Origin of the sequence: Streptomyces alkaliterrae (genome assembly GCF_007097205.2) — a bacterium.
GTDB classification, from domain to species: Bacteria; Actinomycetota; Actinomycetes; order Streptomycetales; family Streptomycetaceae; genus Streptomyces; species Streptomyces alkaliterrae.
Window position 1 is genome coordinate 1 of sequence record NZ_VJYK02000163.1, and the last position, 12,736, is coordinate 12,736.

12 protein-coding genes and 1 pseudogene are annotated in these 12,736 nt (G+C 70.2%); 9 read left to right on the forward strand and 4 right to left on the reverse strand.

Annotation, left to right across the window (positions count from 1 at the left end; translation table 11 throughout):
- The 3 genes and pseudogenes from FNX44_RS16085 to FNX44_RS16100 form a co-directional block, all read left to right on the forward strand.
- Positions 1–1,308: pseudogene (locus FNX44_RS16085) on the forward strand (hypothetical protein); the annotation flags it as partial.
- A 511-nt stretch (positions 1,309–1,819) separates the two neighbouring features.
- Complete coding sequence (locus FNX44_RS16095) at positions 1,820–2,656, forward strand: sulfurtransferase (protein ID WP_143648949.1); 837 nt, start codon at positions 1,820–1,822, stop codon at positions 2,654–2,656.
- Between the two features lie 56 nt (positions 2,657–2,712).
- Complete coding sequence (locus FNX44_RS16100) at positions 2,713–3,000, forward strand: DUF1416 domain-containing protein (RefSeq protein WP_143648950.1); 288 nt, start codon at positions 2,713–2,715, stop codon at positions 2,998–3,000.
- A gap of 106 nt (positions 3,001–3,106) precedes the next feature.
- Here FNX44_RS16100 and FNX44_RS16105 read toward each other — a convergent pair whose 3' ends face one another.
- Entirely contained in the window at positions 3,107–3,478 is a 372-nt protein-coding gene (locus tag FNX44_RS16105) for a DsrE family protein (protein WP_143648951.1), read from the reverse strand.
- A gap of 120 nt (positions 3,479–3,598) precedes the next feature.
- Between FNX44_RS16105 and FNX44_RS16110 the strand changes: the two genes are divergently transcribed.
- From FNX44_RS16110 to FNX44_RS16135, 6 genes are all read left to right on the forward strand, one after another.
- On the forward strand, positions 3,599–4,444 hold the full coding sequence (locus FNX44_RS16110) for a hypothetical protein (protein WP_228449934.1): 846 nt from the start codon (positions 3,599–3,601) through the stop codon (positions 4,442–4,444).
- Positions 4,441–5,190, forward strand: a complete 750-nt coding sequence (locus FNX44_RS16115) for a hypothetical protein (protein ID WP_143648952.1) — start codon at positions 4,441–4,443, stop codon at positions 5,188–5,190. The genes FNX44_RS16110 and FNX44_RS16115 overlap by 4 nt, the downstream gene beginning before the upstream one ends.
- Positions 5,187–6,023: a hypothetical protein gene (locus FNX44_RS16120; protein ID WP_143648953.1), complete on the forward strand. Its 837-nt coding sequence runs from the start codon at positions 5,187–5,189 to the stop codon at positions 6,021–6,023. The genes FNX44_RS16115 and FNX44_RS16120 overlap by 4 nt, the downstream gene beginning before the upstream one ends.
- Positions 6,024–6,356: 333 nt before the next feature.
- The gene (locus tag FNX44_RS16125; RefSeq protein ID WP_143648954.1) at positions 6,357–6,920 is read left to right on the forward strand and encodes a heme-binding beta-barrel domain-containing protein; all 564 of its coding nucleotides are present in this window, start codon (positions 6,357–6,359) and stop codon (positions 6,918–6,920) included.
- 326 nt (positions 6,921–7,246) lie between these two features.
- Positions 7,247–7,885 carry a hypothetical protein gene (locus FNX44_RS16130; protein WP_143648955.1) on the forward strand — a complete coding sequence of 213 codons (639 nt, stop codon included), beginning with the start codon at positions 7,247–7,249 and terminating at the stop codon, positions 7,883–7,885.
- A 49-nt stretch (positions 7,886–7,934) separates the two neighbouring features.
- Positions 7,935–8,762, forward strand: a complete 828-nt coding sequence (locus FNX44_RS16135) for a hypothetical protein (protein ID WP_143648956.1) — start codon at positions 7,935–7,937, stop codon at positions 8,760–8,762.
- Between the two features lie 326 nt (positions 8,763–9,088).
- Here the strand turns inward: FNX44_RS16135 and ilvD are convergent, their stop codons facing one another.
- The 3 genes from ilvD to FNX44_RS16150 all read right to left on the reverse strand — a co-directional run bounded on the left by ilvD (position 9,089) and on the right by FNX44_RS16150 (position 12,557).
- Positions 9,089–10,933 (reverse strand): dihydroxy-acid dehydratase, encoded by a 1,845-nt coding sequence (ilvD, locus tag FNX44_RS16140; RefSeq protein ID WP_143648957.1) that lies wholly within the window; start codon positions 10,931–10,933, stop codon positions 9,089–9,091.
- Between the two features lie 167 nt (positions 10,934–11,100).
- Positions 11,101–11,733 (reverse strand): TetR/AcrR family transcriptional regulator, encoded by a 633-nt coding sequence (locus FNX44_RS16145; protein WP_143648958.1) that lies wholly within the window; start codon positions 11,731–11,733, stop codon positions 11,101–11,103.
- On the reverse strand, positions 11,730–12,557 hold the full coding sequence (locus FNX44_RS16150) for a sugar phosphate isomerase/epimerase family protein (protein ID WP_143648959.1): 828 nt from the start codon (positions 12,555–12,557) through the stop codon (positions 11,730–11,732). Before FNX44_RS16150 ends, FNX44_RS16145 begins: the two co-directional genes overlap by 4 nt.
- Positions 12,558–12,736: the final 179 nt, after the last annotated feature.

The following is a 12,736-nucleotide window of genomic DNA, read 5'->3' on the forward strand; positions in this document are numbered from 1 at the left end:
AAACCCGACGACGCGCCCCCGGCCGCGACCGGCCCACGGAGGAGGTGGCGGCGCTGGGCGGTCGCGACGGGCGTGGGGCTCCTGGCGGGCACGCTCGCCGCCGTGCTGCTGACCCTGCAGAACCGGAGTGACGACACCGGCCGTCCGCAGGGCGGCCGTTCCGGGCCGGCGGCGAGCCCCGAACCCGGCGCCGCGGCGCCCACCGCCCCGCCGGTGTTCAGCGAGATGAGCGACTTCGGGCCCAAGGCGCTGGACCGCACCCTGCGGCCGGAGGGCTGGCAGCCGTGGTCGGCCTCCTTCGAACAGGGCGGCGCGGCGGTCGAGTGCGGGCTGGGCGGCGGAGTGCTCCTGTGCAGCCTGTACGACGAGCGCAGGAGGGCGACCTGGCTGGAGGCGAAGAACGCCGCCGACGGCACCCCCCTGTGGCGCTATCCCGAGGAGGGCGGGCTCGGCGACGGCGAACGCGGCGTCGGCCTGCGCGGCTTCGACCTGCACGGCCGGCACGCGTACGTGGCGTCCAGCGACCAGGCCGGCTTCGACGTGCTGGACCTCGGCGACGGGAAGCCGGTCGCCCGGCTGCCGGGCCGGTCCGGGTACGAACCGACGGCGGTGCGGGTGCACAAGGGACGCGTCTTCGTCGCCTACGCCGGGGACGGCGGCGTGGGGGCGGCGGGCAACATGCTGTTCCGCGCGTTCTCCGCCGACGACCGCGAGCAGCTGTGGGAACGCGTGATCCGCAACGCGTTCCCGCAGTCGCTGGACATCGTGGGCGACCGGGTCTGGATCACCGGGCTCGAGGAGACACTGACCCTGGCCCCGAAGACCGGCCGGACCCTCGCCCGGAACCCCGGGAACTGCACACTCCCGAGCCGCGGCGCCCTCTACGTCTCCTGCGACGGAGTGCGGGACGCGCGGACGCTGAAGAAGCTGGACGACGACACGCCGGGCGGCATCGCCGCGGTCAGCCGGGACGGGCTGATCCTCACCAGCTCCCGCCAGTCGCAGGGTGCGCGCGTGCAGGCCCACGACATCCGGGGCACACGCGGCGGCTGGGCGTTCACTGCGGACGCCGACGACCCGGTGGCGGTGGTCGCGGACCGGGTGGTGACACTCGGCGCGCGCGGGGTGCGCGTCTTCACGCTCGCCGACGGCACTCTGGAGGCGTCCGCCGGGACCTTCGCCGGCTGGCCGATCGAAGGCGGCGGCTCCGTGGGACGGCCGGCGCAGCCGGGCACCGCGCTGGTCTCGGGCGGGGCGTTCTACGCCACCTTCGACGACGGGACGGTACTGTCGGCACCGGTGCGCTGACCGGCTTCCGCCCGGGACTCAGCAGGTCACAAGCCCGCTTGGGCCGCCTGACACGGTGTATCAGCGGCGTCCACGATCCGAGATCCGCCCCCCGCCGGCCCGTCCCACCGCCCCTTCCGCGGCGACCCGGAACGGCTCGGGAAGACGATCACATCCCACATGGCAGACCGTTTCGTCTCGGCATGCGGAACGTCGGTGACACACGCCGCGCCCGTCCCTACGATCGACGACATGAAGCGACAGGCGGACCTCACCAAGCGACGGGCAGTTGATCTGTGCCGTATCGCCGCCATGCTCTGTCGCCCCGCCGGCTGACGGCTCCGGCCGTCGGCGGGGAGCACGGCCGCCGGACCGCTCCGCGTGCCCGAGCCCGCGGTGCGCCCGCCCCCGACACCGACCAACGTTTTCCCGCGCCGCACAGCGCTGTGCGTGCCGGGTCGCCGCCCGCCCGCGCGACGACCCGGCGCCACGCACAACCACCCACCGCCATCCCGCTCCGGAGGAGAATTCCATGAGCCGCAGTGACGTCCTGGTGGACGCCGACTGGGTCGAGGCCCGCATCGACGACCCCAAGGTTGTCATCGTCGAGGTGGACGAGGACACCTCGGCCTACGAGAAGAACCACATCAGGAACGCCGTCCGCATCGACTGGAAGCAGGACCTCCAGGACCCGGTCCGCCGCGACTTCGTCGACCAGGAGGGCTTCGAGAAGCTGCTCTCCGCCAAGGGCATCTCCAACGACGACACCGTCGTGCTCTACGGCGGCAACAACAACTGGTTCGCCTCGTACGCCTACTGGTACTTCAAGCTCTACGGCCACCAGGACGTCAAGCTCCTCGACGGCGGCCGCAAGAAGTGGGAGCTGGACTCCCGCGACCTGGTCGCCGAGGTGCCCGAGCGCGCCGCGACCGAGTACAAGGCCAAGCCGCAGGACGCCTCCATCCGCGCCTTCCGCGACGACGTCGTGGCGGCCATCGGCGAACTGAACCTCGTCGACGTGCGCTCCCCCGACGAGTTCAGCGGCAAGCTGCTCGCCCCGGCCCACCTCCCGCAGGAGCAGTCGCAGCGCCCCGGCCACGTGCCGACCGCGCGCAACATCCCCTGGTCCAAGTCGGCCAACGACGACGGCACCTTCAAGAGCGACGAGGAGCTCAAGGAGCTGTACGAGGCCGAGGGCGTCGACCTCGCCAAGGACACCATCGCCTACTGCCGCATCGGCGAGCGTTCCGCACACACCTGGTTCGTGCTGCACGAGCTGCTGGGCCAGGAGAACGTGAAGAACTACGACGGTTCCTGGACCGAGTACGGCTCGCTGGTCGGCGTGCCGATCGAGCTGGGCTCCAACTGACCGCGCCTCCCGGCGGGTTCTCGAACTTCTCCTGACGGTTGAAAGGAAACACCCCCATGTGCGGAGCACAGGCCGGCGGCCCCGACGCCTCCACCATCAAGCCCGGTGAGACCACCATCCAGGGCCAGGTGACCAAGGACGGCGAGCCGATCACCGGCTACGTCCGACTGCTGGACTCCACCGGCGAGTTCACCGCCGAGGTCCCCACGTCCGCGACCGGCCAGTTCCGGTTCTACGCGGCCGAGGGCACCTGGACCGTCCGCGCGCTGGTGCCGGGCGGCACCGCCGAGCGCAAGGTCGTCGCCCAGACCGGTGGGCTGACGGAGGTCGCCATCGCCGTGTGACGGCGGCGCCGCCGCGTGACGGCGGCGGACGGATCGGCGTGAGGGCCGCATCCCCGAGGGTTGGACGCCACGGGATGCGGCCCTCACGCACGTTCCTGAGCCGTGGTCAGTACACCAGCGCGCGCGTGCCCGGCGCCATGACCTCGCTGACGAACACCTGGGCGCCCGCGATGCGCACGCCCTCCAGCACGTCCTTCTCCTCGATGTCCCGCCGCGCCGCGCACTGCGTGCACAGCGTGATCCGGCCGCCGGCCTGGATACCCGCGATCAGGTCGGGCAGCGGTGCGGCGTGCGGCAGTTCGAACTCCTCCGCCCGGCCCGGCAGCGCGAACCACGCCGACTCGCCGGTCAGCCAGAGCGACACCTCCACCCCGCTGGCCACCGCCACGGCCGCGACCGTGAACGCCTGCGAACACCGCTCGGGCGCGTCCGCCCCGGCGGTGACCTTGATCACCAGCTTCTCCGCACTGTCTGCCATGCCCCCACCGTAGTGCCCGCGAAGGTGCAATCGGTTTTGCGATCCGATCGTGATCTCCGCGCGCACAACCGGACACTCCATGTGCTTGTCAGGGGAGTGACAAGAGTTTCAGGAGTGTTCATGACCACCACACCGCAGCCTCCGGAGGAGCCGGCCACGGCGGCGCCGGAGCCCCCCGCTGCCCCACCCGCGCCCGAGGCTCCGCCCGTACCCGAGGCTCCGCCCGCCACCGACGCGGGCGCGCGCCGCCCGCGCGGACGTACCGCACGGCTGATCGCCGCCGCCGCACTGCTCGGCGTCGTCGGCGGCGTCGCCACCGGCTACACCGTCCAGGCGGAACGCCCGCCCACCCCGCTGCCGCCGCTCTCCCAGCCGGACCTCGCCTACCCGAAGAAGCGCCTCCCGGCCGACCAGACCCCCGAACCCCTCAGCGCCGCCGAGGACCGCCGCGTCAAAACCGACGGCGACCTCCGCAAGCTGCTCCTGCCGGTCCCGAAGGGGGCCCGGGAGAACCACAAGTTCACCAAGGACAACTGGCTCTCCATCGGCACGTACTCCGAACGCTTCAGTACGCCGGCGGATACGTTCAGAGCGTTCGGATGGTCCGGCCTCCGCCGCGTGGCGCACCGGGCCTGGGACGAGGGCGACCGCACGTACATCATCAACCTGGTCCAGTTCCGCGACGCCCAGGAGCTCGGGGCCAAGCGGCACATGGAGGAGCAGCAGAACAGCATGCTGCGCGACGGGATGGCGCAGAACGTCGGCTCGCTTCTCGAGGGCACCGAGTGGGGCCGGTACTACGTCTTCGACAAGCCCGTGCGCAGGCCCGGTTACCCGCCGATGTACGCCACGCGCGCCATCGCCCACCGGGGCGACGTAACGATGGACATTTTCGCCTACGACACCCGGCCCATGAGCAAGAAGGACATCCGGACGATCGCGGAGCGGCAGGTGGGCATGCTGTGAACGACAGGACCAAACGGCTCGTCACCACCCTGCTGTCCGCGGCCCTCGTCGTCGGCTCGGTGACCGGCGGCGCCGTCTACACCGGATACGTGGTCAACGGCGCCGACCGAGCGGTGAAGACGGAGGTGTGGCGGAAGCCCGCGAAGGACCAGTACAAGTCCGACACCACCCCGGAACTGTTTCGCGGCCTGGGAGGGGAAGGCCTCCGGCAGAAGTTGTTGCCCGCACCGGACGGCTGGGTTCTGGGCCCTGACGAGGGTGAGTTCGGCAACGACACAGTGCTCGGGAAGCGAGAGGCGGTTGCCCTCCTCAAGGACGAGTCCAAGGGAATGGACACCCGGGAGCGTCGGGAGTACCGCGAGTACGTCGACGACATGGGCGTCCAGGGCGTCGCCCTGCGCACCTACGCGGACTCCGAGGACTTCGACCAGGTCGTTGGCATCCAGATCATCCAGGTGGAGGACCAGAAGTCCATCCGCGAGGTGGTCAGGCTGCGGCGGGCGCTCTTCGACGCCCTCGGTGTCCTTCGGGACGGCCCGAAGATCAAGGGGCATCCCCAAGCGCGCTGCTTCCAGGCTCCGGAGAACTCGAAGTCGGAGCTCGACGGCATGATGTGCGACGCGCACGACGGCGAGTTCATGATCACTCTCACCGCGAACGGCCCCAAGCCGCTGGATCTCAAAGCCAGCGCCGATCTGCTGCGTCGCCAGCTCAACCATCTCAGGTCTCCAGGAGAGTTCGTATGACCGAGCCGACGACGCTGGCAGCACCTGACGAGCCCGCAACGCCCCCGACGGGCTCCGAAGCGGCACCCGCGCCCCGGCCGCCGCGCCGGTTCCTCCGGGCCGTCGCCCGCTGGACGGCGGCTGCGGTCCTCTGCGGCGGGCTGTGGGGCGGTGTCGGCTACGCGCTCACCGTTCCCGACCGCGGCGACCTGCCGGGGCTCGGCACCGAGGACGACGGCCGCTGGCAGTACCCGGAGCTGTCGCTGCCCGCGCTGCCCGAGCGAGTCCCCCTGCCCTTCTCCGCCAGCAACGCCGGCGAGGTGCACCACGCGGACCTGCGCGAGCTGCTGCTGCCCGCGCCGAGGGCGGCGAAGGAACTGGACGGCCTTGACGGCGGCTGGGTGGCCACCAAGGAGTTCACCTCGCTCTTCTCGAAGAAGGAGGATCGGGAGAAGCTCGACCAGCGGCTCACCGACATGGCCGTCCGACACGTCGCCGCCCGGGGCTGGACCATGCCGGACGGCACCGAGTCGCGCGTCTACCTGCTGCGGTTCAACAGCGCCGCCTTCGCCAGCGCCTTCAAGGACGAGCTGATCGGCTTCCAGAATCTGGACATCACACTGAGGAACGCCCACTACTCCCGGTACGACAGTCGCTGGCCTCCCGAGCTTGAGCTGAAGAACCTCGAACTGGACGTCATGAACGAGGACGAGCCGTACGGCAAGGTCCACGTGCGGCACGCGACGGTCCTCGCCGGGGACACCCTCGGCCTTGTCGTCCACTCCCGGAAGGGAGAGGCCGCGGCGGTCCCGTTCCACCAGACGGTGATCCTCCAGGCGCAGCTCCTGGGGTAGCGGCCGGGCGGCGCCCGACAGGGCGCCGGTACCCGTACGGGTCAGGGGCGGTGGACCTCACAGCGCCGCCCCTGACCGCGCGGACTAGACTCGGTCCCGTCGTCCCCTACCTTTCGTGACACACACGAACCGCCCGAGGAGCGCCGTCGTGCTTGAGGCTTTTTTCATCACCCTGATGATCCTGGTCATGGTCGGGACCGCCGCCTTCGCCGGTCTCACGATCAAGAAGCTGTACCAGGGCCAGCGCTGAGCCGCTGAGCCCGCCCGTCGCGGCCGCGTCGGGTCCGTTCCGCCCCACCCGCCACCACACAGACACAGAGCGCCTGATTCGCCATGATCGAGATCCCGTCCGACCTGCACCCCGACCTGGTACCCCTGGCCTTCCTGCTGGGCGACTGGGCAGGTGCGGGTGTCGCCGACTTCCCCGGTGACGAGAAGTGCAACTTCGGGCAGGAGGTCACCTTCAGCCACGACGGTCGCCGCTTCCTGGAGTACGTCTCCCGCAGCTGGGTGCTGGATGGCGAGGGTGAGAAGGTCCGCCCCCTGGAGACCGAGTCCGGCTACTGGCACGTCACCGAGGGACGCAAGCTGGAGGTCGTGATGGTCCGCGACCAGGGCGTCGTCGAGGTCTGGTACGGCGAGCTGGCCGAGGGCAAGCCGCAGATCGACCTGGTCACCGACGCCGTCGCGCGGCTGGCGTCGGCCGACGAGTACAGCGGCGGAAAGCGGCTGTACGGCTACGTGAACAGCGACCTGATGTGGGTGGGCGAGAAGTCCACGCCCGAGGTGCCGATGCGGCCGTACATGTCGGCGCACCTCAAGAAGGTCGTCGACCCCAAGAGCTGGGCGAAGGACGTCGCCGACCTGCCGGACGACGGCATCGCCTTCTTCAGGTAGGCCGCTCCACGGGCCAACCGTTTCTCTTCCGACGCCCCGGTCGGTGCCACGAGCACCGACCGGGGCGTTTTTCGTGCCCTGCTCCCCGTTCTCACTCCTTCAAACCACTCAAAACCGGCCACAATCGGCTTTCAATGACTTGTTCCCCTCGACTCAGGATCATCATTCGAAACGATTCCGATGCGTGTTTTCAGCCAGCCTCACAATTGCCGACAAGTATCACGAGGGCTGACTCGAAAGTGTGGTTCCCGGCGTTTCACTGGTATCGGCCCGCAATTCAATGGATAGATGTGGCACCACACTCCGTCGTTCCAGGGAGACGATCGATGAGGAGCAGGTGGGAACGTGAGGAATTTCTGGGGGCCGCCGAGGAAGCGCGGAGCACCTACCGCGACGCGGGCATGGACGTGATCCGAGGCGAGGACGGACAGGTCCGCGATTCCTTCGAGCGCCCGTGGGTGGACATCGCGTGGTGGGTCTACTACGGGGCCTGGCAGGCCTGTCAGCGCGGGAACAACTGGGGACTGGTCATCGGCGGCCTCCGCAAGGGCGACGTCAGGGACCCGGACGCCGCCGGGATCGACGACGTGCTGCGGGCGAACTTCCCGACGATGGACGAGACCACCAGGAACCTCGGCCAGGGCGCGGTGCTCGACTCCAGGAACTGGTCGATCCTCGTGAACGACGCCTGGCTGCTCGCCGGCGTACACGCGCAGGCGCCGTTCTATCTCGCCTCCCCCCGCAGCGAACAGAACATCGTCGCCGCCGACGGTCGGCTGCGCGTCTTCGGACGGGAGCTGGCCGGCCTGAAGTCGTTCTCCTACGTCTTCGAAAGCAAGAGGCGTCGTCCCGAACTCGGTGAGGTGGCGGTCCCCGGAGGTCGCCAGCGCGCCGATTTCCTCACCTACCAGAAGTACGCGGACAGCTATCAGGCAGGACGACGGTGGCGCGAGCTTATGCGATAGGCAGCGCATCCACCGGCAACGTAAATTCACCAGAGCATGGAGAGAAACAGTGGGCAGCTCACCTTCCATCAGTGAACTGACGAAGGACAGCGAGGAGTTCCGCAAGTACATCGACCAACTGGAGAAGGAGCTGGACCAGCGTTCCAGCGACCGGCAGGAAAAGCTCGACGCCGAGGTCCAGAAGTTCATCGCCACCAACCACTACAACGACCTGCGGGTACTCCAAGAGGACGAGAAGCACCATTTCTCGCAGATGAAGGAGTTCTCGCTCGACAGCATCAGCAAGCTCATCAACACCATCGCCAAGTCGCTGCTGCCCAGCGCCGACGGCGGCGGGTCGGCCGGGGGTACGTCAGGCAAGACCGACAAGGAGGCGGTGAGCGAGGCCAAGGACACGACCAAGAGCGTGTTGGGCGCCAGCGCGGACGTCCTCATCGGGTTCGAGACGCTTGCCGTCGGAAGAGTCCTCAACGTGGTCAGCGAGATCCTCCTGGAGTTCCAGTCGTCCGCCAATGTGGGCTACCAGAGCGAGGTGGGCGCGCACGAGATCGGATACGGCTACCAGCTCTTCCTGTCCTCCGCCGCGGACTCCTTCCAGGGGAAGGGGATCCTGCAGGGCTCGCAGATCGTCGAGTATCTCTTCGCCTACCGGCTCACCCACTCCATCAGTCAGGCGCAGGCCGAGGGGGACGTGCTTCTGACCAAGAGGTTGGAAGACAGCCTTGAGCTTTTTGCGAAGCTCCAGGAGCGGCTGGAGGAGAAGCTGAGCAACGACGAGATCGACTTCGACTCTTTCGAGTCGATGAACAAGCGCTATCAGGCACACATCGACGAGGTTCACCAGAACCTGGACAACCTCAAGCGCGCCGGCTTCTGACCTCCCGTCGGCTGGTCGGCCCGGGCGGTACGACTTACCGCCCGGGCCGTTCCACGTTCTCCGTCGGCGACTTCTCGCCACAGGGCCGCGGTGACCGGCGCGGTCAGCCGGGCCATCGAGCGGTTGTCGTTCGCCCTGCTCCGCAGCCGCCGCCACTCACGCTCGTCGCTCATGTCCGGCCTCCCCCTGTTGTCCCCGGCGCCACCGGAAGAGCTATCAGGGGGTCAGAATCCCTCCCCGGAAAGGGAGTCGGGCCGCCGCGCTCCGAGGGGCGGCGGCCCGTGTCGGCCGGGAGCCCGGCGTCCGCCGGGCACGGTGTCGCGGTGTCAGCCCTCGAGCTTGCTGATGTCCCGGACGGCGCCCTTGTCGGCGGAGAGCGCCATCGCCGCGTAGGCGCGCAGGGCCTGCGAGACCTTGCGGTCGCGGTTGACGGGCGCGTAGCGGCCGCCGAGCGCCTCCCGGCGGGCGGCCAGCTCCTCCTCCGACACCTTCAGCTCGATCGAGCGGCCCGGGATGTCGATGCTGATGAGGTCGCCGTCCCGGACGAGCGCGATGGTGCCGCCGGCGGCGGCCTCCGGGGAGACGTGGCCGATGGACAGGCCGGAGGTGCCGCCGGAGAAGCGGCCGTCGGTGATCAGCGCGCACTTGGCGCCCAGCCCGCGGCCCTTGAGGAACGCGGTCGGGTACAGCATCTCCTGCATGCCGGGGCCGCCCTTGGGGCCCTCGTAGCGGACGACGACCACGTCGCCCTCCTTGACGCGCTTGGTCAGGATGGCGTCGACGGCGTCCTCCTGGGACTCCACGACCACGGCCGGACCCTCGAACCGCCAGATCGACTCGTCGACGCCGGCGGTCTTCACCACGCAGCCGTCGACGGCCAGGTTGCCGCGCAGGACGGCGAGGCCGCCGTCGGCGGAGTAGGCGTGCGCGACGTCGCGGATGCAGCCGTTCGCGGCGTCGGTGTCCAGCGACTCCCAGCGCTCGCTCTGCGAGAAGGCGGTGGCGGAGCGGACGCAGCCGGGGGCGGCGTGGAACATCTCGACGGCCTCCGGGGAGGGCGAGCCGCCGCGCAGGTCCCACTGCTTGAGCCAGTCGGCGAGGCTTGGCGCGTGCACGGAGTGCACGTCCTCGTGGAGGTGCCCGGCGCGCTGGAGTTCGCCGAGGATGGCCGGGATGCCGCCGGCGCGGTGCACGTCCTCCATGTGGTACGAGCCGTTGGGCGCGACCTTGCAGACGCACGGCACGCGGCGGGAGACGGCGTCGACGTCGTCCATGCCGAAGTCCAGGCCGCCCTCCTGGGCGGCGGCCAGCAGGTGCAGGACGGTGTTCGTGGAGCCGCCCATGGCGACGTCGAGGGCCATGGCGTTCTCGAACGCGGCGCGGGAGGCGATGTTGCGCGGCAGGACGGTCTCGTCGTCCTGCTCGTAGTACCGCTTGGTGATCTCCACGATCGTACGGCCGGCGGCCTCGTACAGCTCGCGGCGGGCGGTGTGGGTGGCCAGCACCGAACCGTTGCCGGGCAGGCCCAGGCCCAGCGCCTCCACCAGGCAGTTCATGGAGTTGGCGGTGAACATGCCGGAGCAGGAGCCGCAGGTCGGGCAGGCGGCCTCCTCGATGCGGGCCAGGTCCTCGTCGGAGGTGGCGTCGCTGACCGCCTCGGACATGGCGTGCACGAGGTCGAGGTTGGAGCGGACGGTGCCGTCGACGAGGGTCGTCTTGCCTGCCTCCATGGGGCCGCCGGAGACGAAGACGACCGGGATGTTCAGCCGCAGCGCGGCCATCAGCATGCCGGGGGTGATCTTGTCGCAGTTGGAGATGCAGATCAGCGCGTCGGCGCAGTGCGCCTCGGTCATGTACTCCACGGAGTCCGCGATCAGGTCGCGGGAGGGCAGCGAGTAGAGCATGCCGCCGTGGCCCATGGCGATGCCGTCGTCCACGGCGATCGTGTTGAACTCGCGGGGGATGCCGCCGGCCTCCTTGATCGCCTCGGAGACGATGCGGCCGACGGGCTGGAGGTGGGTGTGCCCGGGCACGAACTCGGTGAAGCTGTTGGCCACCGCGATGATCGGCTTGCCGAAGTCCTCACGCGCTACGCCCGCGGCGCGGAGGAGAGCGCGCGCGCCCGCCATGTTGCGGCCTTGGGTGACGGTGTTGGACCTCAGCTCGGGCATGGTTCTCCACTCCCTGTGACGGGTTCCCTGTGCGGGGTTCCCTGTGACGGGCTCTGTGTGCGTCGCCGGGCCGTCCTCGACCACGTCGACGAGTCTTCCGAGGGTACGCCTCGGATCCATGATCCGGACATCCGGGTCGGATCGTGAGACGGCCGGTCAGCTCGTGGTCACTTCCGGTCGGGGGCGGTCAGATGGTGCTGCACCACGGGCGCGAGCCGGTCGACCAGGGTCTCCGGGTCCGCCGAGGCCAGCGGCTCGACCCGGATGACGTACCGCAGCATCGCCGTGCCGACGAGCTGCGCGACGGCCAGCTCCGCGCGCAACTCCCGGTCCGGGCCGTCCAGGGCGCCGGTCAGCCGCGGCAGCAGCAACCGGGTCACCACCCCTCGGAAGATGGCGGCGGCCGTCTCGTTGCTGACCGCCGAGCGGACGATCGCCAGCAGCGGATCGCGGGTCGACGGGTCCTCCCAGACGCCCAGCACGAAGCGGGTGACCTGCGGTCCCAGCTCCTCCGGCGGCACCTCGGGAAGCCGCCCGAGGCCCCCCCTGACGGGCGCCAGCGCGGTCTCCAGCGCCGCCTCGAAGACCCGCTCCTTCGTGCCGAAGTAGTGGTGGACCAGCGCCGGGTCGACGTCGGCGCCGCGCGCGATGGCCCGCACGGACGCCTTGTCGTAGCCGCGCTCGGCGAACTCGGCGCGGGCCGAGCGCAGGATGCGGGTGCGGCGGTCGGCGGACTCGCTGTCGCCGGCCGTCGGGCGCCCCCTGCGGCGCCCGCCCGACTCCTCGCCGGCGGCGGTCACGAGTCGGCCAGCCGGGACGTCGACAGGTGCAGCCGGGTGAAGGCCAGCGCGTCCGCCAGGTCCGCCTCCCGCTCCTGGGAGGACATCGCCCGCCGGGTGTTGACCTCGACGACGACGTGGCCGTCGAAACCGGAGGCCGCCAGCCGCTCCAGCACCTCGGCGCACGGCTGGTCGCCGCGTCCCGGCACCAAATGCTCGTCCTTCGCCGAGTCCGTGCCGTCTGCCAGGTGCAGGTGGGCGAGCCGGTCGCCCATGGTGTCGAGCATCTTCAGGGTGTCGCTGCGGGAGGTCGCGGTGTGCGAGAGGTCGAGGGTGAAGTGGCGGTAGTCGTCCTCGGTCGGGTCCCAGTTGGGCGCGTACGCCAGCAGCTCCCGGTCCCGGTACCGCCAGGGGTACATGTTCTCCACCGCGAACCGCACGTCCGTCTCCTGCGCCATGCGCCAGACGCCGCGTTCGAACTCCCGGGCGTAGGCGCGCTGCCAGCGGAACGGCGGGTGCACGACAACCGTGGAGGCGCCCAGCGACTCGGCGGCGGCCCTCGCCCGCTTCAGCTTCGTCCACGGGTCGGTGGACCACACCCGCTGGGTGATCAGCAGGCAGGGCGCGTGCACCGCGAGGATCGGCACGCCGTGCTGGTCGGAGAGCCTGCGCAGCGCGTCGACGTCCTGGCTCACCGGGTCGGTCCAGACCATGACCTCCACGCCGTCGTAGCCCAACCGACCGGCGATCTCGAAGGCCGCCGACGTGGGCTCCGGGTAGACGGAGGCCGTGGACAGCGCGACCTTCGGTGCGCGGAGTGCCGAGCGGTTCGAGTCCTGAGCCACGCGTTCAGCCTACGGCCCGCGACGCACGGCGGTCCCCCGACCCCGACAGGGCACGTACCGCCCCCGGTGGGGCCGGGGCATCCCGACACGCGGGCAGGGCCGCCCGGCGCGGCACAGCCGGCACCGCGACTGCCGCGCACCTACGCTCGGGGCAGCACCCCGGGACCCCGGCCCCACCG

Excerpts from the sequence above, each read along its gene's own strand:
- FNX44_RS16095 (WP_143648949.1), top strand. The coding sequence starts at position 1,820 with ATGAGCCGCAGTGACGTCCTGGTGGACGCCGACTGGGTCGAGGCCCGC.
- FNX44_RS16100 (WP_143648950.1), top strand. The coding sequence starts at position 2,713 with ATGTGCGGAGCACAGGCCGGCGGCCCCGACGCCTCCACCATCAAGCCC.
- FNX44_RS16105 (WP_143648951.1), bottom strand. The coding sequence starts at position 3,478 with ATGGCAGACAGTGCGGAGAAGCTGGTGATCAAGGTCACCGCCGGGGCG.
- FNX44_RS16110 (WP_228449934.1), top strand. The coding sequence starts at position 3,599 with ATGACCACCACACCGCAGCCTCCGGAGGAGCCGGCCACGGCGGCGCCG.
- FNX44_RS16120 (WP_143648953.1), top strand. The coding sequence starts at position 5,187 with ATGACCGAGCCGACGACGCTGGCAGCACCTGACGAGCCCGCAACGCCC.
- FNX44_RS16125 (WP_143648954.1), top strand. The coding sequence starts at position 6,357 with ATGATCGAGATCCCGTCCGACCTGCACCCCGACCTGGTACCCCTGGCC.
- FNX44_RS16130 (WP_143648955.1), top strand. The coding sequence starts at position 7,247 with ATGAGGAGCAGGTGGGAACGTGAGGAATTTCTGGGGGCCGCCGAGGAA.
- ilvD (WP_143648957.1), bottom strand. The coding sequence starts at position 10,933 with ATGCCCGAGCTGAGGTCCAACACCGTCACCCAAGGCCGCAACATGGCG.